The sequence below is a fragment of the Pseudoalteromonas sp. Of7M-16 genome (assembly GCF_022347805.1).
GTDB classification, from domain to species: Bacteria; Pseudomonadota; Gammaproteobacteria; order Enterobacterales; family Alteromonadaceae; genus Pseudoalteromonas; species Pseudoalteromonas luteoviolacea_F.
Genome location: NZ_JAKRFY010000028.1, coordinates 22,825 through 43,642, shown reverse-complemented (window position 1 = coordinate 43,642; position 20,818 = coordinate 22,825). Strand labels below are relative to the sequence as shown.

The 20,818-nt window shown below is 41.4% G+C and carries 18 protein-coding genes; 4 read left to right on the top strand and 14 right to left on the bottom strand.

The features are described from left to right. Positions 1-11: 11 nt before the first annotated feature. Positions 12-1,793: a di-heme oxidoredictase family protein gene (locus tag MHN81_RS22735; protein WP_023398846.1), complete on the bottom strand. Its 1,782-nt coding sequence runs from the start codon at positions 1,791-1,793 to the stop codon at positions 12-14. 80 nt (positions 1,794-1,873) lie between these two features. Continuing rightward, a complete protein-coding gene (locus tag MHN81_RS22730) occupies positions 1,874-3,358 on the bottom strand; it encodes an imelysin family protein (RefSeq protein WP_023398847.1) in 1,485 nt (494 codons plus the stop codon). Between the two features lie 380 nt (positions 3,359-3,738). Here MHN81_RS22730 and azu point away from each other — a divergent pair, with 380 nt between their 5' ends. Continuing rightward, positions 3,739-4,188 carry an azurin gene (azu, locus tag MHN81_RS22725; RefSeq protein WP_023398848.1) on the top strand — a complete coding sequence of 150 codons (450 nt, stop codon included), beginning with the start codon at positions 3,739-3,741 and terminating at the stop codon, positions 4,186-4,188. 183 nt (positions 4,189-4,371) lie between these two features. Continuing rightward, positions 4,372-6,315 carry a S41 family peptidase gene (locus tag MHN81_RS22720; protein WP_239426783.1) on the top strand — a complete coding sequence of 648 codons (1,944 nt, stop codon included), beginning with the start codon at positions 4,372-4,374 and terminating at the stop codon, positions 6,313-6,315. Positions 6,316-6,941: 626 nt separating this feature from the next. On the opposite strand, the gene MHN81_RS22715 is transcribed toward MHN81_RS22720, so the two are convergent. From MHN81_RS22715 to MHN81_RS22695, 5 genes are all read right to left on the bottom strand, one after another. Next, a complete protein-coding gene (locus tag MHN81_RS22715; RefSeq protein WP_023398851.1) occupies positions 6,942-7,985 on the bottom strand; it encodes a CHASE3 domain-containing protein in 1,044 nt (347 codons plus the stop codon). A 233-nt stretch (positions 7,986-8,218) separates the two neighbouring features. After that, on the bottom strand, positions 8,219-8,512 hold the full coding sequence (locus tag MHN81_RS22710; protein WP_023398852.1) for a hypothetical protein: 294 nt from the start codon (positions 8,510-8,512) through the stop codon (positions 8,219-8,221). A 527-nt stretch (positions 8,513-9,039) separates the two neighbouring features. Beyond that, positions 9,040-9,471 carry an acyl-CoA thioesterase gene (locus MHN81_RS22705; RefSeq protein ID WP_023398853.1) on the bottom strand — a complete coding sequence of 144 codons (432 nt, stop codon included), beginning with the start codon at positions 9,469-9,471 and terminating at the stop codon, positions 9,040-9,042. Next, entirely contained in the window at positions 9,471-10,289 is an 819-nt protein-coding gene (locus MHN81_RS22700) for a M23 family metallopeptidase (RefSeq protein WP_023398854.1), read from the bottom strand. Before MHN81_RS22700 ends, MHN81_RS22705 begins: the two co-directional genes overlap by 1 nt. Further along, positions 10,282-11,136: a 6-carboxytetrahydropterin synthase gene (locus MHN81_RS22695; protein WP_023398855.1), complete on the bottom strand. Its 855-nt coding sequence runs from the start codon at positions 11,134-11,136 to the stop codon at positions 10,282-10,284. The genes MHN81_RS22700 and MHN81_RS22695 overlap by 8 nt, the downstream gene beginning before the upstream one ends. Before the next feature lie 191 nt (positions 11,137-11,327). Here MHN81_RS22695 and fabA point away from each other — a divergent pair, with 191 nt between their 5' ends. Then, entirely contained in the window at positions 11,328-11,843 is a 516-nt protein-coding gene (fabA, locus tag MHN81_RS22690) for a bifunctional 3-hydroxydecanoyl-ACP dehydratase/trans-2-decenoyl-ACP isomerase (RefSeq protein ID WP_036975796.1), read from the top strand. A gap of 75 nt (positions 11,844-11,918) precedes the next feature. On the opposite strand, the gene rmf is transcribed toward fabA, so the two are convergent. From rmf to lrp, 7 genes are all read right to left on the bottom strand, one after another. Further along, positions 11,919-12,089: a ribosome modulation factor gene (rmf, locus tag MHN81_RS22685; RefSeq protein ID WP_023398857.1), complete on the bottom strand. Its 171-nt coding sequence runs from the start codon at positions 12,087-12,089 to the stop codon at positions 11,919-11,921. Positions 12,090-12,614: 525 nt separating this feature from the next. Then, positions 12,615-13,904 carry a serine--tRNA ligase gene (gene serS / locus MHN81_RS22680; protein ID WP_023398858.1) on the bottom strand — a complete coding sequence of 430 codons (1,290 nt, stop codon included), beginning with the start codon at positions 13,902-13,904 and terminating at the stop codon, positions 12,615-12,617. A 10-nt stretch (positions 13,905-13,914) separates the two neighbouring features. Continuing rightward, positions 13,915-14,295 (bottom strand): fluoride efflux transporter CrcB, encoded by a 381-nt coding sequence (crcB, locus tag MHN81_RS22675; RefSeq protein WP_036975851.1) that lies wholly within the window; start codon positions 14,293-14,295, stop codon positions 13,915-13,917. 6 nt (positions 14,296-14,301) lie between these two features. Then, the gene (locus MHN81_RS22670) at positions 14,302-15,657 is read right to left on the bottom strand and encodes a replication-associated recombination protein A (RefSeq protein ID WP_036975855.1); all 1,356 of its coding nucleotides are present in this window, start codon (positions 15,655-15,657) and stop codon (positions 14,302-14,304) included. Beyond that, positions 15,650-16,279 carry an outer membrane lipoprotein chaperone LolA gene (gene lolA, locus MHN81_RS22665; protein ID WP_023398861.1) on the bottom strand — a complete coding sequence of 210 codons (630 nt, stop codon included), beginning with the start codon at positions 16,277-16,279 and terminating at the stop codon, positions 15,650-15,652. The genes MHN81_RS22670 and lolA overlap by 8 nt, the downstream gene beginning before the upstream one ends. A gap of 1 nt (position 16,280) precedes the next feature. After that, entirely contained in the window at positions 16,281-18,932 is a 2,652-nt protein-coding gene (locus MHN81_RS22660) for a DNA translocase FtsK (protein WP_239426782.1), read from the bottom strand. A gap of 69 nt (positions 18,933-19,001) precedes the next feature. Then, positions 19,002-19,481, bottom strand: coding sequence for a leucine-responsive transcriptional regulator Lrp (gene lrp, locus MHN81_RS22655; RefSeq protein WP_023398863.1), 480 nt, complete (start codon positions 19,479-19,481; stop codon positions 19,002-19,004). A gap of 138 nt (positions 19,482-19,619) precedes the next feature. Between lrp and ald the strand changes: the two genes are divergently transcribed. After that, entirely contained in the window at positions 19,620-20,741 is a 1,122-nt protein-coding gene (gene ald, locus MHN81_RS22650) for an alanine dehydrogenase (protein WP_211012224.1), read from the top strand. The last annotated feature ends 77 nt before the right edge of the window (positions 20,742-20,818 follow it).

The window sequence follows — 20,818 nt, the reverse complement described above, 5'->3', positions numbered from 1 at the left end:
TCTCACCATCATTACAACGACTCTAGAAATTTTATTAAAGCTTGCCTATCTGACTTGGTCATATTTACGAAGTTTTGCTGTGCCTGTTGGGCCTCCCCGCCATGCCAAAGTATCGCTTCACTGATTGTCCGTGCCCGCCCGTCGTGTAAAAAAGTTGCTCTAGGATTAACCGTTTGAACCAGTCCAAGCCCCCAAAGAGCTGGTGTTTTCCATTCGCTTCCCGATGCTTCGCCTTCCGGCCTTCCATCAGCTAGCCCTTCGCAGCGCTGGACATATAGGCATGAATTTGAAGTGAGATCATCGCACGCTTCACCGCTTTGTAATTCTCGTTTCATTTCACACTGCCCACCCATATCATGAAGCAATAAATCTGTGTATGGATAGATAACTAGATTTTCCAGTGCTGTAATATTGGTACGCGTATCACTCAAACCAAGAATGTCCACGTCGCCCAAAATACTGCCTTGTGCTTCACCAGTCTTATGTCTTGGGACGTGACAACTGTGGCAATTAGCTGAAAAAAACATGGCTCGCCCCTTTAAAACATCAGCACTCCATGTGTTATTGTCAGCATCAAAACCGCGGCGAACAGGTACAGCTAAGGTTCGGTTATAGAATTCTACTAACGCTAAGTCCAAGTTACCGAGATCAACCCCCTGATGATGCTGCTTTTGCTCTTTTTCAGCTTGTGTGAGACATGCAACTTGTTGATTCGTACATACTTCTTCGGGAACAAGTGAATTTGTCACTCCCATATCGCCTCTGTAAGCGCCCGAAGCTTGCTGCAACACTGAACCGGTAACCGCTTTATATCCAAATCTAGCCAGTAATTTTTCTCCAGTTGTAGGGTGCTCTGTAAAGGCCGCACGCCCTGAAATACCATCCTTATTCTCGTCGTTTTCATCTGCGTAAGCTAAAATTGCAGACTCAGGTATGCTTTCTATTAGGCCAGAGCCAAAAACATGAGGCGTTACTCTCGCAGAGAACTGAACACCTTCCATAAACGGGCCGTATGACAAATCTCTGGCTTTATTTATTGGTTTTCTCAATTCATAAGCTTCTCCATCTGAAAACGTTCCGCTTATCAACTCGTATTCAACCCAAGTATGTGCTTCACCGTATGCTAGCGCATCATCAATCGCGCCATTAAATTTGGCTTTGGCACTGCTTGATAATCCATCAATTGTGCCAAAAACTTGAATTTGGTCACCGTAGATTGGGTCCAAATTCCCTTGGCTATCACCTATTCGAAAAAACATGCTTAACATTGAGTCTTCGGTACTTTGTGGCAATTCACCTCTGCCATCTCTAATGTGACATCCCTGACAGCTTTCATTGTTAAATAGTGGGCCCTGTCCTTCGTGATTCTTTCTAAATATGTGGTCACCTGCTTTAAAATTACTATCTAACGAAAAATTAGCCTCTATGGACGGAATCGCTTCACCAAAAGCATCTTCATTTAATGTAAAAGATGTCGCAGCTCCAGCAGACAAATGTTCACTTTTGTCAGGCGTATCTGTTAACAAGGGTTCAAGGCCATCTTTGGGATCTACATCGAATGCTAAATTTGAAGGTGATTGATCATCAGTGTTATCTGGATCTTCATTTCCATCATCTGGTTCTGGTTCATTATTATTTCCATCGTCAGGCTGCGGTGGCGTAACATTGCCGTCTGTAGGCTGTTGCGGACTTGGTTGGTTCTGTGATGCTCCGTCTGAGCCACCGCCACAGCCTACCAACACACTGTTTGAAAAAAGTAAAACCAAAATCAATTTTGTAATTTTGTAATTCATGATTCAATGCCCCTACTTCGAATCATTAGAGTAAACGTCAAAAGCCGACAATAAGTCGGCTTTGTGATGTGACTAACTAATTAAAACTCTTCTTCAGTGTCACCAGTTAGCGACTCAGTTTGTAAACCAAGCGTATCGATGACTTTCTGAACAATTGCAGTTTGATCTTTAAGAGCTGTCATTGCAGCACGAACTTCCAATTGATTCTTTGTGGTCTGGATTTGTACATCAAACGGTAAGTTATTGTTCTTCGCGTTGTCATCGATTACTCGTACAGCGGCCATTGTCGCATCGATAGCAGTTTGTAATTCGCCTGCTAGTTCTTTGTGGCCTGCAGACATTAGCAAGTCATGAATACCCGCTCCTTTCAACACTTCACCATCTGTTCTGGTATAAGTGCCTAAATAGTGGTTTTCTATACCCAATGCATTCAACAAAATATCTCTATGCGTATTGTCTGAAAAACACGAGTGTTCGTCCTCTTGGCTATCAGTTCTAACAGCCACACTCATACGCTCTCCAGCTAGCTCGCCATGGCCTAATCGACCCATACTTTCAAGCATGGCAGCCAAATTTGCCTCTGCATTTTCTTCTTTCGTGTAATTTATGTAGTGGAAACCAGAGCCTGGAGTCCAAGCATCTACAACACCTTGCAAGTCATCAACAAGTAGCTCTGCTGCCGCTTTTAAATACATCCCCCTTCTTGAGCAAATGGTATCTCCAGAAACATTTGTTCCCGACGTACAAGTATCCACTGTATTGATGGTTTGAGTATTTGCGGTTGTATAATAATCAGTAACTGGGCGGTGGCCCGCTGTAAAATCTCGCGCTTGTGTGTACGAACCATCTTGATTTAGGTCTTGGCCCCACAATAAAAACTCAATTGCATGATAACCAGAAGACACATTTGCCTCTTCGTCATTCACTTCAAATTGATTCTTAATTAGCTCTGCGGTTATATCAGGGAAGCTGGTAGCATCGGCGATAATATTACCCCCAGTCGAATAGATAACATCGTCACCTCTAGCCTGCAATCCGTCCATATCTATGGTGTAATCAATCATAGCTTCAGCCAAAGGCCAAGCATTGATAGCTCCCTCTGGGCCTTCTTCTTTCACTAGTACTGGCTGCCCAGCATCATTGGTAGTCAAATCATCAATTGGGCCGTCTCTAAAACGATACACTTCAGATTGACCATAAGGTTCACGGGCATCTAACCAAGCTTGTTTTGCAGCAGTGAAGTTTTCATCAGTTGGTAGCGCAACAAATGCATCGATTTTTTCTTTTAGTGTTTTGGCTGTTTGCAATGAATCACTATAAACCGCATAAGCATGCTGAGCATTGGTTTGCACGACATCTTTCGCAACAGCGTATCTCACAACACCATCTAGGCCTTGAACACCCTGCTCACCTTGAACGCCCTGCTCACCTTGAACGCCTTGCTCGCCTTGAACGCCCTGCTCACCTTGAGCACCTTGTTCTCCATTATTACCGTCATCACCGTTACATCCCGCAAGTACCGCTGCACAAACAAGTGTTAGCGTAAAATGTTTAAAAGTTTTCACAATTTCCCCAAATTATCTATTTTTCATAGTTCACATGATTAAGGATGAAAAATTCCATCGCGAAAATACTAACCAACACAGTTAATGAGATCAATTATTATTTTTATTTATATTCAACTTGCTCAATGGTTGAAATTAATGAATCAGTATTAGTAATAAAGGGTTACAGATCGGGGGAAAGAAACATAGAATTAAACAAACATCATAAACTATTACGGTTTGCACAATAAAAGTAAACTACAGAAATGGATTAACACAAAGTTCTGTGATCTAGATCACTTTATAATTTACAAATATTACCGTTTTTAGGTATCTAACAATTTACTAATAGAACGATTTGCTCGATAATGCGAATAATTTCCATTTAAGGAGTAACATCAATGAAGGTTATAAACAAAGTAGCAGTTGCCGCACTGTGCATTTCAGCATTTCAAGCTTCAGCAAATGACTGTGAATTAGCCATAGAATCCAATGACATGATGCAGTTTTCTGAAAAAGCTTTGTCTGTTCCAAGTAAATGTGAAGAAGTAAAACTCACACTCGTTCATACGGGTAAGTTACCTGCCGCCGCTATGGGTCACAATTGGGTTTTAACCGAGAAAAAAAACGTAAAAGCCGTCGCTTCTGATGGTATGCGAGCTGGCGTAAAAAATAGCTATGTAAAGCCAAATGATCCTCGAGTATTTGCTTTTACCAAAGTGATCGGTGGTGGAGAGTCTACATCAATCACTTTTTCGACTAAAAATATGAGCAAAGATTTGGAATATAACTTTTTCTGTTCTTTCCCAGGTCATTTTGCAATTATGAAAGGTTCATTCAAAATCGTATAATCTGACAACACTGTTGCCAGTGTGACCCACGTTGCGCTGGCTTTAATTGCCTTTTTACTTGCCTCCTCCCCTTCAAATCAGCCAGATGTTTCTTTTGTGTAAATTTTAGGTCCGATTTTGTTATTTTTCAGAAAAACTTCGGTTTTTTATACCTGACTACAACAAAACCGTAAGGATATATAAATGAGAAAGTCATTACTGGCTAGTACATTAGCACTTGTTTTTAGTTCAGCAACTTTGGCAAACAACTATGCGCCACTGGCAGAAGTGAGAGACCAAATTAAGTCTCCTGAATATACACAACAAGAAAAAGAACGCGTTGTAGAACAAGCAAGAATTTTCTTAGAAGATCTATACGTACACCAATACGCAAAAGACATCTATTATGGTATTTCCCCAACAGGGCATGTGAATGCTGTTTCCGAAATTCATAAAGTAATTGCTGAGTTAGATAACCTAAGTACAGAACAATTACACGCACGCTTAACAAAAATCTTTAAAGCTCAGCGTGATTTGCACTTGGTCTATGTACACCCTCAGCCTGTGAGAAGCTATGCAACTTACCTACCATTTGAATTCGATAAAACGTTAGATGTGTTTGGTAACGCTGAAGTGCGCGTTTCGAACATTCTTGAAAATATTTCGCCATATGTGACCGACAGCCGTTTACCAGAAGTTGGAGATAAGGTTGTGTCTTATAATGGTGTGTCAATTCACAAGGTCGTTGAGCAAAACCTAAACACAGGTTACGGCGCAAATGAAGACGCAGGCTTTATTCGAGCTCTGAGCGCCATCACTCGCAAAAGGCACTCCGTTTCACTTGTCCCTGAAAAGAATGACGTCACTATCGAATTTGTATCTCACGTAACTGGTGAAACATATACCACTACCATTCCTTGGATCACAAGACTTCCAGCTAATGCTACGGCTTCCAACAGCAATGAAACAGCCATTGCAGATTTACTTGAAGAAAGTACAAACTTCGAAGCAGCTGAGCATGAACTAGTCAAAGCTGAATTAGACAGCGATTCAGGCACCCCATTTGCAACGACTCCAACGGCAGATCCAGAAGTGTCATGGGCAATCCGCGAAGTTGACGGTAAAAAAGTCGGTTATATCAAACTTGATAGCTTCAGTGTTGTTGGTTCAATCGATTACTCACTATGGCTACTTATCGACCTTCTTCAAAATCAGCTAGCAGATACAGATGCATTGGTTTTTGACGTTCGAAATAACCCTGGTGGATTGATCACCTATGCTGATAGACTCGTGCAATTGTTTTCAAAAAAACAAGCTAAGCCAACAGAGCTCAGATTTATCAATACTCAGCTGAACTATGACATCCTTCACGACACAATCTTCAGCACATTCGGCCCTCACTGGCAAAAAGTACTTGCTGATGTTGTTGGTACAAATGCAAGATACACGGCAAATGCAACCTACATTACTGTTCCCGAGAACAACGTATTTGGTCAAAACTATTACAAACCAGTCGGTGTATGGTCTAATGCTAAAACTTATTCATCAGGTGATGTATTCACTTGTGCAGTTCAGGATAATGGTGTAGCTAAAGTATACGGTGAACACACTCGTACAGGTGCTGGCGGTGCAAACGTTATGAGACACTCTGTTTTTGCACAGTATATTGGTGCACCTTATTTTGAGGCGCTTCCTCATGGCCAAGAAATGACGGTTTCTTGGAGACAAATGGTCCGTCACGGCCACAATAAAAATGCACTCATAGAAGATTTTGGTTGCGTATCAGACAAAGTAGTACCGCAGACGCTTAATAGCTTGCTGGATAATGGTGTTGGCAACTTTGACACCATTGCAAGAGATCTACTTAATCAAGTTCAAAGCAAATCGACGGTGACATTCTTGCAACCACACGTTTCTGACCTTAGTGGTACAGGCAGAACACTCTCTGTCGAAGTCACTAATACTGAGTTTGTGGACGTGTACTTTAACGACGTAAAAATGCAACGGATCCAAGCGAGCGCTTACGGAAATTCAAGTAAAACTATCGAGTATGCAATTCCAGACGACGCGATTGAAGGACAAATCAAATTCGTCGGTTTAGACGGCGGCAACACGCCGTTATGGAATGGTGCTAGATACTTTTACTAAGTCGATTATTTATAGCAACAACCCCATCATTTAACTAAATTATACAAATGCACAGGCCCATACAAATTGTGGGGCTGTGCATTAATGTTTAGCAACGATAAAGCTCATAGAAGACATAATTAAAAAGATACACCAATAAATCAGTTTGTGGTTTCGCGAATAAGTACACAACCAACCACTAATTGAAAAGACACAAAGTGCAACGAATAAGACCGTTTCTTTTGACGGGTTTTCAAACACCGTAAAGACAAAAATAACACCACCAAATCCAAACCAACAGGCTGTGGAGAAATGCCACATAGTCAGCAGTACCTTTTTTGTGCAAAATCGGCCTAGCAAACGTTTTGGCTTGACCCGTTCTAACGCCTTTTTATTTAAAATAAGCTTGTATCCGATCCAATGGTGCAACGTGCCAATTAACAATATTAAGAAAAATACAGAACTCGGCATCTACTACCCTAAATCACCACTGAAACTCTTGAATGAAGAAAACTAACGTGCGTTTTTATTTCCATTTTGGCAATTATATACTGAATACGGTAAAATTACTTCACATTCTTGGAACATTCCAAGTAATGAAAGAACTTTCATACTCATCGGAATAAAAAACGAAGGATATCAATCGATCAATCGGCGGCATCACGTTTAGTATCCTTTTGCTCCACGCTATTTACGAAGTTATCTATCTCTTCAGGGGTTTCGGCTAGCATATGCGCGATAGATATAAGCTCATTAAGTTCATCGCTGTTATTGAACGAAGCAGAATTACCCTTAAACTTTTTAAGAGCAGTGTACACCTTGTGTGCTGGTAATTTCGTCTTCAGGCTCAAATCGACTAAAAACTGATTCTGAGCACTGAGTAAATCAGAGTCGAGTGTTTGAGCTTGTTGCAATTTAACAATGGTTGCCTCGCTGTCCGCACAGCGTTTTTTTATGTCGCTGGCTAACTGCTCTACTTCGTGACAACTATCTCCCTGAGAAGTTAAAATCGAATTTTCTGCAAGGTCGCTTTTCACATATGTATTAAGGGTCTGAAGCGGTTCCAATACCTTATATTTTATCGTGTAAATTACCCAAATGATTAAGATCAAATACATGGCTTCGAGTAACCAGACTGAAATATGGTACAGCGCTTTTGCCTCTTTATACTCTGAGGTTCTCGCTTCTAGTAGTACCCTCTCCTCTTTTTCAAAGGCCAACAAAGTATTCTCAATCTCTCCCATTAAATGACGTCCAAGGTTCGTTCTGACAAGCTCTAACGCGTCTTGCTCCTGGCCATTTTTGACAAGCTGAATTGTTTGTTCTAACTCCGAAAACTTATTGTTCAGTATCACAATCAACTCTGACAACCTGTTTTGTTGAACTGGGTTGTCTTGCGTTTTGATTTTCAGCGCTTCAAATAGTTTAGAGGTTAATTTGGTGCCCGAGTTATAAGGCTGTAGATACTGCAAATCATGAGTAAGCAAAAACCCACGTTGCCCTGTTTCAGCATTTTTAATCTGTGTTCTGAGTTGGTTCACTAAATCAATCACTTCATGCGTATGGATCACCCAAAACTCATGTTTGTCTTTAACGCTTTGGCTGCTATTAAGTATTATCAAATTGACCAATGCAGTGATCAAGCTGGCTAATATAAAGACCGTAAGCACAGTTTTAAGGCTGTATCTCACTATTGATACCTATTTTGGCGGATCCATGTATATATAAATTGTAGTCACAAAAACAAATACTGTGAAAAATCATTAAGATAATTCGCTAAATATGCATGGGGATTATATTTAAGGAGGGGTTGTCACTAGGTGCTCACCTGACTTGAGTACAGCAATAAAAACCTGAGCACCTAAACTATTATGACCACTACATATCTGTAGGTATTTATAGTCGAAATTATGACGGGACTTTACTAACCAAGGTCTCGCATTAGTATCTCATACTCCTCATTTGCATCTGCAATAAGGTGGGATAGCTCTCTTGCATCGCGCTCTTTAAGTACAACTTGCCAGCTAGTAGATCCTTCAATACCTGTGATCACAATATCGGCACCAGTGTGTTCATATTTAATATTATCAAATTGGGTTGAATGGTGCTCATGAAGCTCAACAATATCGACATCCAGCTGACCTGTTGGGAAGACTTCAACATGGGCATGTAAATTTCTTTCTCCAGATAAGCAATATTCTCTATGTATAGTAATCATCACAAGCTCCTTACTGTTTGTTTAAGCCAAAAGTAAGTGTAGATCAGGTTACTCAGATAGTAATACTCCCCCTTGGATGCTGATGACTTATATTTTACAAATATCGGAATCGGCGTGAAAAAAACACATATTAAATTTTTATGAATTATCAGCTTTGGGTAAATCTCAAAGATCCCTTGAGGCAGATATCACATAGAGTTAATCAGTCCATAATTATCCAAATTGGCCTTGATAACCCGCTAAAGCTTAGTGATTGATTCAACTGATTGGTACTAAAGGAGCAGAAAGTCAGTTAAATAAAGTTGGAATCTTTCACGCAGTTTAGCGCGCAGTGCCAAAAGCATTGTTGGGTACAATTGTATACGACCAAGCTGAATTGAAAAAAACACATATTATGCACAAGTGACTGGCAATGATTGCATGGTGAGGCTAATTGATAACTATAGAGAATAGGCTGAAGCTAAAAATGAAGGTACAACAATAAGCTTTAAATATATAACAAAGGGGGCTATCGCCCCCTCTAAGTATTATTGAAACCCGTTCAACATATTTTCACATACAACAGGTGTCGGCCTGTGATTGTCATCAACCGCTACAAATGTAAAGCTGCCTGAAATTGCTAGGTGCTTGTCATCTTTGTGCATTGTTTCCAAGAAAATTTGCACTTCTACTTTAAGACTTGTGTTACCAACATGAACAACCTTCGCAACAAGCTCAGCAAACGTGCCCGCGGGAATAGCTTCTTTAAAGTCTACACGGTCCGAGGAAATTGTTACCAATGGTTTGCGACAAAACCTTGTTGCCGCGATAAACGCCACTTCATCCATCCACGCCAACGCATCGCCACCAAAAAGCGTGTTGTGATGATTGGTTCTGCCCGGAAATACAGTTTTGGTTACCGATGTTATCGAGTCATTAATACGTTTCGCAATGGTTGCGTCTCTATCTTGTTCTGTCATTATTTACTGCTTTTGTTTGCTGGTTTATCTATCATTAGTAATTCAGGGTCCAGTCTCTCACCGTACCAATTGAAGCGCCAATCTAAATGTGGGCCCGTCACGCGGCCAGTTGCGCCAATATCACCTATTACGTCACCTGTGGAAACCATGTCGCCTACTTTAACGTGTAATTTGCTCATATGAATATAGGTCGAAGTAATGCCGTAGCCATGATCTAAAATCAAAGTGCCACCACTGTAATACAGATCTTTTTCAGCAAGCACAACTTTACCCGGCAACGGCGCCCATATTGGTGTACCGGTTTTATTAGCGATATCTAGACCAAAATGGGGGCGACGAGGCTCGCCATTAAAATACCTTTGACTACCGTATACACCAGAAATACGACCTGTTGCAGGACGATAAACTGGAGAGTCAAAATATTCTAGCGTGCTGCTTTTAGCACGCGCAGCACTCACTTTCTTGGAGTCGTTACGAATGCGCTGCAATACCTCTTTCGGTGGAGAGACATATTTTTTTGCGACGCCGGTAATGCGATCGATATCGTAATCACGAGAGGTTATAAAAAACTCTTTTGAATGTTGGTTATTATTTTTGTCCACCCAAACTAGCTTGTGCTCGCTCTTGGCGTCACGTCCAAAGCCAAAAACAAACTGGCCATTGGGTGTTATTTTCAGTTCTTTGCCGTTTAGAGATACTGATTTAATGCCCTCTAAATGACCAGTGACCATGCCACCTTGAGTAAGGTGGCCTTTTAACTCAATTGCTTGTGCACTCAGTGCAAAGCATGCGCTCAGTGCCAGCAACAATTTATGCATAAGCAATAGCTCCTTTGCCCACACCCTCGTAAGCTCTTACTTTTACTTCTTTGTCTGGGTATGTTGATTTAATTTTATTAGCTAAGTAATCGGCGATACACTCTACTGTCGTATCACAAGGTAAAATATCACAGCGCTCTTGGCTGATACACATTTCAAAATAGCCTTGAGATGATTCGTATGCGAACGAATAGTCTTGTTGTTTCGCTGAAATATACTTTAATTGAGCATGCTCAATTAAGTCTTCTTGCGTACCTAAGTAGATATCTTCCCACTTTTGAGACCACTCTTTTTGTAGTCTAGGCATACTTACACCGTCAAAGAATATGCCGATCAATGAACGGTGACCATGAATAATGCGTTGGCAATTACCGTCGTGCTTTTTCAAGCCGTGGCTGTAATGATAATAAAAGCTACTGGTTTGCTCTGGACGTAGAGCAATTTCAATGTCTTTAACGTTGTCAGGCATTTGGGGCAAAATTTGTTGCTTTAAAAAGGCTATGACAGATTGCTCGTCAATCTTTTCACCTTCAACAACACAAACCGCTTCGTCAGGCGCACTCATTGCAAGGTGATGACCACCAAACTCATAATCGAATGATACCCTGCCGTCATTCATATCTAACTGACAATCTAACGCCGAGGGAATGGCCAATTTATGATCTATTGTGTTATCAATAATTGCTTTAATTTGTTTTTTTACTTTTGCAAAGTCTAAAACCATTGACTCTTCATTCAGTTGACCGTGCAGCGTCATATCAACTATCCAACTTTCTCCAACTGCGCCACGTTTAGCACATAAGTAAGAAAAATCTATTACCGTCAAGGCATCTACAAAAAGGATCATAAATTTCCATTAAATTACTAACAAACAACCCGATTATAAAGTTTTTTCAACCAAAAATCGCGTAATTCACAAAGAGAATTGATTTTAATGTTACTGACGTATGTTATAGATAAAAATTTAACTGTTCAGAGTTGTTTAGCGTACAAGTGTACGCTAGAGTACCCGCAATTAGAAAATGAAGAATGAATACTATGGAACCTAAAAATAGCTATACAAAAGAAGAACTAATCCTTTGTGCTGAAGGTAAAATGTTTGGTGAAAACAATTGCCGTCTGCCAATCGATAACATGTTAATGATGGATCGCATTGTTGAAATCAATGACAACGGCGGTGAATACGGCAAAGGCCAAATCATTGCTGAGTTAGATATTAACCCTGATCTATGGTTCTTCGATTGTCACTTCAGAGGTGACCCTGTAATGCCAGGTTGTCTTGGTTTAGACGCTATGTGGCAGATTGTTGGCTTTTTCTTAGGTTGGTCCGGCGGCCCAGGCCTTGGTCGTGCACTAGGTGTAGGCGAAGTTAAGTTTACTGGTCAAATCTTACCTACAGCTAAAAAGGTAACGTACCGTGTCGACATGAAACGTGTTATCAAGCGTAAATTGTTCATGGGTCTTGCAGATGGCGTTGTTGAAGTAGACGGCCGTGTAATCTATGAAGCAAAAGATCTAAAAGTGGGTCTTTTCCAAGATACTAGCGCATTTTAATTTTTATCAGTCGCTAGAAACAAATAAGCCCCTTTCGGGGCTTTACTTTATCTCTTCGGTTCTGTTGATTCTGTTTTAGGTTTTAAACATATTGCGATTGTCTATGGCCTCTCGCCAGCCACCTAACCATTCTGATCTGTGCTCAATTTGCTGATATGGACATAAATCTTTGGACCGTCCTGCTAAACCTGCTTTAAATCCTTGTGAGTGTGCTCTCTCTAAACGGTCTCTTTTCTGTCTCTTCATAGGTAAATTCCTCACCTTCAATTTTTGATTGCTTAGTCTTACCGACATCCACATTTAATAAATAGTTAACCCAACTGTAATTTGCAACTATATTTGCGTCTTAATCTCGAATGCTATTTACAACCTCGTTTTAAGCAGAAAAATATATATGTCGCGCAAATATGGCACTACAAGTCACCCAACTATCTTGGATAGAATCAAATTTAAATTTTGCAATAATGGTAACAATAAGACATCTGCGCACACTTAACGTGAGTGCGTGCAAAACTTATTCAGAAGGAATGGCCAAACCTCAGGTTCCAATTAACCATAGTTTGAAATCACATGCAATAGAGAATAGATAAGAACTTTTCTCAAATTGAAAATTTGGTTTTATCTTGCGCTTATTTAAAATAATTGAATTAAAATGACAAAATGCACAACTTAAAAGAGTAATAAATACCAATTACACTGTAAAAAAACATTCATTATTTTGTCACAAAAAAGGCCGCTGGATAGCGGCCTGATATCAATCACTTGGGCAGATTACTTAAGAACTTCTAAACCACCCATGTAAGGCTTAAGTACATTTGGCACGACAATAGAACCATCTTCTTGTTGATAATTTTCTAATATTGCAACAAGTGTACGACCAACAGCGAGACCAGAACCATTTAGAGTGTGAAGTAGCTCAGGCTTCTTCTCTCCCGCACGGCGGAAACGTGCTTGCATACGTCGTGCTTGGAAATCTTGCATGTTTGAACAAGATGAGATCTCACGATACGTGTTTTGCGCTGGTAGCCAAACTTCTAGATCATATGTTTTAGCTGCACCAAAGCCCATATCACCCGTACACAGAACAACTTTTCTATATGGAAGTTCAAGTGCTTGTAAGATGCCTTCTGCGCTGCCAGTAAGCTCTTCAAGCGCCGCCATTGAATCTTCTGGTTTAACCAATTGGACAAGCTCAACTTTGTCAAACTGGTGCTGACGGATAAGACCGCGTGTATCACGGCCGTAGCTACCAGCTTCACTGCGGAAACAAGGCGTATGTGCAGTCATCTTGATTGGTAATTCTTTCTCGTCGAAGATTTCGTCTCTTGCACAGTTTGTAAGTGGCACTTCAGCAGTTGGGATCAAACTGTAGCCATCTTGGTCTTCTTCAAGCACTTCTGTGTGGAATAAATCAGCCGCAAATTTTGGCAATTGACCTGTTCCGTACAAACTTGCTTTATTTACCAAGTACGGTACATACATCTCTGTGTAGCCGTTTTTGTCAGTGTGCGTATCAAGCATGAATTGAACAAGCGCTCGGTGCATACGTGCCACACCACCACGCATAACAGTAAAGCGAGAGCCACTTAGCTTCACGCCCGTTTCAAAATCAAGACCTTTGCCCAGTGCTTCACCTAAATCAACATGATCTTTCACTTCGAAATCAAACTGCTTAGGCTCACCCCATTTAGAAACTTCAACGTTATCATCTTCATCTGCACCCTCAGGTACATCTTCAGCAGGTAAGTTTGGCAATGTTGATGCTAAGTCTTGTAGCTGGGCTAAAATTTTGTCCTGCTCTGCTTTTGCAGCGGATAGCTGGTCACCAAGGTTTGCAACCGCATCTAGTAGCGGCTGTGCATCTTCACCTTTTGCTTTTGCTTGACCAATTGCTTTGGAGCGACTGTTTCGCTCGCTTTGTAATTCTTGGGTTTTTGTTTGCAAAGTTTTACGCTGCTCTTCAAGCGCGTTAACTGTTTCAACATCTAGCTCAAAGCCACGTTTTTTTAAGCGCGCAGCAGCTTCTTCGATGTCCTGTCTTAAATACTTTGGATCTAACATGTTTGTTCTTTTAACCTTTTTGCGTGACTAAGCAAAGACCTATCCAGGCCATAAATATACATACGACGACATTCAACGTTATATTCAATGCCATCTTCATAAACTGGCCTTGTTGTAACAACAATAGGCTGTCCATGGAAAATGTTGAAAATGTCGTCAAAGCACCTAAAAAGCCAACTCCTATCAAAGCCTTGGCAGGAGATACCGCTATTATTTGCTTTTCGATTAATCCGTAAAGAATGCCCATCAACAATGAACCAAGAATATTAACGGTCAATGTCCCAAAAGGGAATCCCTTACCCATGAGTTTTAACACAATATCGCTAATAAAAAACCTTAAGCAGGCGCCAAATGCACCACCAAAGGCAATCATTATATAAGTTTTGAGCATTTCCATTTATGCTTGACCTGGCTTTTTGGTATACCTTTTTTGGTTACTTATATTGTCTTGGCTTTTTAAGTAGTTGAGCTTTTCTTTAATTTGCTTTTCTAAACCGCGATCTGTTGGAAAGTAGTATTGCCGATCAGACACCGTTTCTGGAAAGTAGTTCTCTCCTGCTGCATACGCCCCAGGCTCGTCATGGGCATAGCGATATTCTTCTCCAAAGCCCATTTCTTTCATTAATTTTGTCGGCGCATTGCGAAGGTGCTCTGGTACGGGTAAATCGCCATCCGTTTGAGCATCCCGTTTTGCCTGTTTGAATGCTGTGTATACTGCATTGCTTTTCGCTGCACTTGCTAGGTAAATTGTCGCTTGTGCAATTGCGCGCTCTCCTTCTGCCGGGCCAACTCTGTGGAAAATGTCCCACGCATTAAGCGCGACTTGCAGTGCTCTGGGATCTGCGTTTCCTATATCTTCACTGGCAATAGCGAGCAAACGCCTTGCCACATAAAGGGGATCTCCTCCACCTGCCAAGATACGACAGTACCAGTATAACGCTGCATCAGGGCTGCTTCCTCGCACCGATTTGTGAAAAGCAGAGATTAGGTCATAATAGATGTCCCCACCTTTATCGTATTTCGCAAGATGGGTGGGCAATATTTGTGTCAACACTGACTTATCAATATCGACCTTGCTGCCATCTCGATGGCCTAAATCCACTGCCTGCTCTAATAAGTTGAGCGCTTTTCGTGCATCGCCGTCCGCCGCTTGTGCCAGCGCATTTATAGCCTCATCCTCAATGTTAATTGCAAGCTGACTTAATTGCTCGTCATCATTAAGTGCTTGCCGCAGCGCAAAAACCAACTCATCCATAGTCAATGGCTTGAGCGTGTAGACACGTGCTCGCGACAAAATTGCATTGTTTAATGCAAAAGAAGGGTTTTCAGTCGTCGCGCCTATAAAAACAAAAGTTCCATCTTCAATGTGGGGCAAAAACGCATCTTGCTGAGATTTATTGAATCGATGTACCTCATCAACAAATAGCAAGGTACGTCTCCCTGATTGGGCTAATCGGCTTTTTGCTTCTAGCACTACTTCTCTGATCTCTTTTACACCAGAGGTAACCGCTGACAGCTTTGCCAATTGTGCATCTGCATGGTTTGCAATGATCTCAGCTAAAGTTGTTTTGCCAACACCTGGCGGGCCCCATAAAATCAAGCTGTGACAACGCCCCTGTTCTATCGCACGATATAAAACAGAGTCCTTAGCAATTATGTGTGTTTGGCCAATATAGCCCTGTAACGACTTTGGCCGCATTCTAGCGGCCAAAGGTCTAACATCAGGTGCGAAGTCAAAACCTAAACTACTCACTGGCTGTTTGGTCGTCAATGACCACTCCATGGGGGATTTTGAAAGTAAATGACTTATCGTCTAGCTCAATGTTTGTTTTGGCATTTGAAAACTTAAACGTCGAAGTCTGTCCTGACGCATCTTTAATACTCAATGAATCAATGGCGACGCCAGCACTTGCAAAAACAATGTCTAAAAGCTCAACTTGTGATTCGACATTCGGCTTTGGTGAAATCCGGTAGCCTACAGTCGTTTTGCTTACATGGTACTTATCCCATTGCGCTTTGTCTTGAGTCGTTAATAAAATAAATGGTGTTGTATCTATCAAACCAGCAGTGTTCATTACTGTCACTTGCTCAGCAAAGCTGTCGAAATAGAACGTCTTATTTCCATCTGATACCAACAAGGTTTCATCTGGCTCAAGTTGCTGCCAGCGTATCTTTGATGGGTATTTAAGAGCTATATTGCCCGTACCATCTTGCAACAATGTACCTTCTTCATCCTTAACTTTTTGAGTAAAATTCGCTTCAAATGTATTCAGAGATCTGAGTTTTAACTTTAAGGACTCAGCTTCATTCGCAAAGCTTTGCGTAATAAAACCGCATGACAAACCTAGTACTAAGGCTATTGTTTTAAACTTCATTCTAATTTGCTCCACCTTTCGGTACTAATACTTCACGCGCACCATTGTGACCCGGTGCACTGACAACGCCAGACATCTCCATTTGTTCAACTAAACGTGCCGCACGGTTGTAACCGACTCTAAGCTTACGTTGTACACTCGAAACAGACACTTTACCTGTTTCAATTACAAACCCTACCGCTTCATCATACAGTGGATCAGATTCCTCATCGCCACCTTCTGGCTGCTCACCCGGTAACAAAATCTCTTCTGTTGCATCACCGCATAAAATATCTTCGATGTAATTTGGTTTGCCTCGCGCTTTCCAGTCATTTACTACTGCATGCACTTCGTGATCATCCACGAATGCGCCGTGAACACGAATTGGAACACTGGTGCCTGGCGGCAGATATAACATGTCACCCATGCCTAATAGATTTTCCGCACCTTGCTGATCAAGAATGGTACGAGAATCAATTTTACTCGATACCTGAAACGCCATACGCGTAGGTATATTGGCCTTAATCAAGCCTGTAATGACATCAACAGATGGCCTTTGAGTAGCCAAAACTAAATGTATCCCAGCTGCACGCGCTTTTTGTGCGATACGCGCGATTAACTCTTCAACTTTTTTGCCAACTATCATCATCATGTCAGCAAATTCATCGATTACAACAACAATGCTTGGCAATTTATCTAACTCTTCTGGGCCATCAGCCATACCATCAGTGTCTTTAAACAATGGATCCAAAATTGGCTGTCCGGCCTCTTTTGCTGCTAATACCTTTTGATTGTAGCCTTTGAGGTTTCTCACACCCAATGCAGACATTAGCTTATAACGGCGCTCCATTTCACCAACGCACCAACGCAGTGCATTGGCTGCCTCTTTCATATCCGTCACAACCTCGCATAACAGATGTGGTATCCCCTCGTATACTGATAACTCCAACATTTTTGGATCTATCATGATCATACGAACATCTTCAGGCGGTGACTTATAAAGTAAGCTTAATATCATTACATTAACGCCAACTGACTTACCTGAACCAGTTGTACCTGCTACTAGTAAGTGAGGCATTTTAGCAAGATCAGCAACCACTGGCTCCCCTGCAATATCCTTTCCAAGCACCATGGTTAATGGCGACGCGTTTTGTTCAAACTTTGGTGCATTAATGACTTCTGAGAGCCTTACGATCTCTCTGTTTTTATTTGGCAGTTCAAGACCAACATAAGTTTTACCTGGAATGACTTCAACAACTCGTACACTGACCGCTGAAAGTGACCTTGCTAAATCTTTTGCCAATCCAGTTATCTTGGCTACTTTAATACCCGGAGCAAGATCGAGCTCGAAACGTGTAACAACTGGCCCTGGATAGACCCCAACAACGGCGGCTTGAATGTTAAAATCCAAGAGTTTTGCCTCAACAAGACGAGATACCGTTTCTAATTCTTCTTTTGTTATCGGGTTTTTTGCTTTATCTGGCCTATCAAGTAGGTCAAGTGATGGCAGCGGATCAGCCGGAGGTTCCGCTTCTAACAAAGCTTCAAACTGCTCTTTTGCAGATGGTGGTGGTTGATATGCTGCTTTGCTAGCTTCACCAACTGGCTTTTTCAACGGTCTCGCAGGTGACACAACCTTTGTTACAGGCTCCTCTTTTACTGCTGCGTCATCCAACGCATTCAATGCAGCCACGGTGTCCATTGACTCGTCGTCAATCGCAGAGAAGTTTATTTCCTGCTCCAATATATGGTCAAGTTCATCAAATACATCAGCTGAAACTGGCTCATCAAAAGGTGGTTGCGTCTGCAATACAGGTTCAACCGCTTCGGCTGTTTGAGGCTTTTTATCTTCCTTTTTGCCGACAACAGAGAACAGCTTGTCTTTTAGTTTGAGTGGCTTTTCACCCTGGTCATGCACTTCAGGTTCAGCCACAGGAGCGCTTGGCTCTGTTATATTATGAGCGCGCTCAATTTTATGCTCATCTTCTGATTCAAGCTGTATTTCTTCAATAAGAGTCTCGCTTTCAGGTGCTTCAATTCGCGCTCCACTTTGAGGCATTGTGTCTGCTTTTTGCTGAACTATGTCATTTTTCTTGGTCATTTTAGCAAAAACAAACTTGATAAATTTAACGACCTTCTCGCCTAAATAATCAACAGCTTCAACCCAAGAAACACCGGTTAATAAAGTGATACCAGCAAAGAAAAAACATAACAGAAGAATAGAAGTGCCGGTGAAGTTAAATGCCGGCATCATGGCACCTGCCACGACGTCCCCCACTACTCCACCAGAAGAAAATGTATATATATCGTCAAAATTGATACTACTTATCGCACTGGATGAGGCGATAAGCAATGTTGCACCAATGATACGTAGACCAAGAGTGGTATAATCTAATTGGAAAATCTTATGTGGTTTTTTAAATAGCAAATAGCCAAATAACTGCATTGCAGCAGGTACCCAAAAGGCAAGCCATCCAAAACTCAATAACAAAATATCCGCAACCCATGCACCTGCTGCACCGGTGATATTATTTACTTTTACAAACTCACCCGCTTGTGTCCATGCCGGATCGGCTGGATCAAATGAAACCAAGGCGCAAAGCGTAAAAATCGCAGCAGCAGTGCTGACAATGAGACCTGTTTCTAGTAGGCGCTGAACACCATTTAAGCGCATTACATTCAACCTGTATTTATCTTTCTATTGTGAACTTCTATTATAGGTTACACCATATCAAGAAATTCTTTAAGGTGCACAAGGTTTTATAACCTCTCCTTGCTCCCCTTTAACCTCTTCCATTACAACATAAGTACGACTTTCGTTAATATTGGGCAGTTTTAAAAGAATTTCACCAAGTACACCTCTGTACTCCGACATGTCAGTTACCCGTGTTTTCAATAAAAAATCAAAATTGCCTGATACTAGATGACATTCGATAATTTCATCATGTTGCTTAACCGCTTCATTAAACTGCTCAAATACGTCTGGGGAGTTCTTGTTAATTGTAACTTCAACAAAAACAAGCAACCCCTGCCCCAGCTTTACTGGGTCTACCACCGCTTTATATCCTTTAATGAACCCATCTCGCTCGAGTTTTTTTACTCTTTCTAAGCACGGTGTTGCACTGAGCCCGATGCGTTTTGCCAATTCTACATTAGATATCCTTCCGTCTTTTTGTAATTCGACTAAAATTTTTCTATCAGTTCTATCTAGCTGAGTATGCATGAAAAGTGTTTTATCCTGCGTTTAAGCATTTTATAGATTTATCGTCTTTAAAATAGCACAAAAAAGGTAGGACACACTAGCTTTGCATAATTATAATAGTCGAAAATGTTATCCGTTCTTACTTTGAGGCGATTTATTATGATTATTGGTGTACCTAAAGAGATTAAAAACCACGAGTACCGTGTTGGTATGGTTCCAGCAAGTGTTCGTGAACTAATAAACCACGGCCACCAGGTTATTGTTGAAACAAGTGCAGGTATCGGCATTGGTTTCACTGACGAAGATTATATCCAAGCGGGTGCTGAAATTTTACCAACAGCTGCGGACGTTTTCGCAAAAGCTGAAATGATTGTTAAGGTAAAAGAGCCACAGGCTGTTGAGCGTGCAATGTTACGTGAAGACCAAATCCTTTTCACTTACCTTCACCTAGCACCAGATCTTCCACAAACTGAAGATCTAATTAAGAGCGGCGCAATCTGTATTGCATACGAAACGGTAACTGACGCACGTGGCGGTCTTCCGCTTCTAGCACCTATGTCAGAAGTTGCTGGCCGTATGTCTATCCAGGCTGGTGCTCAAGCTCTTGAAAAATCAAATCTAGGTCGCGGCATGCTATTAGGCGGCGTACCAGGTGTTGAGCCAGCTAAAGTTGTCGTTATCGGTGGTGGTATGGTTGGTCGTAACGCTGCACAAATGGCTGTAGGTATGGGTGCAGACGTTACTATCCTAGATCGTAACATCGACGTTCTACGTAGCCTAAACGCGCAGTTTGGTAGCCAAGCTAAAGTAATTTATTCAACTGTTGACGCACTTGAGAAGCATGTTGTTGAAGCTGACCTTGTTATCGGTGGCGTACTAATCCCAGGTGCTGCTGCGCCTAAGCTAGTAACAGCAGATCACATCAAAGCAATGAAGCCTGGTGCTGCTATCGTTGACGTTGCTATCGACCAAGGTGGTTGTATCGCAACTTCTAAAGCAACAACACACGCTGAGCCAACTTACATTGTTGACGATGTTGTTCACTATTGTGTTGCTAACATGCCAGGTGCTGTTCCACGTACTTCTACATTTGCACTTAACAATGCAACGTTACCGTACATCATCAAGCTTGCTAACCTAGGCTACAAAGAAGCACTTCTTTCTGATGAGCACTTCCTAAACGGTCTTAACGTTCTTAAGGGCCAAGTAACTTGTAAAGAAGTTGCTGAAGGTTTCAATATGGAATTTGTTGAGCCTCGTTCAGCTGTTGAAAACGCATAATCGCGATCAGCTTTTTGAATAATAAAAAGGTTCGCACTTTGCGGGCCTTTTTTATTTTTAATCAATAGTGCACCTCC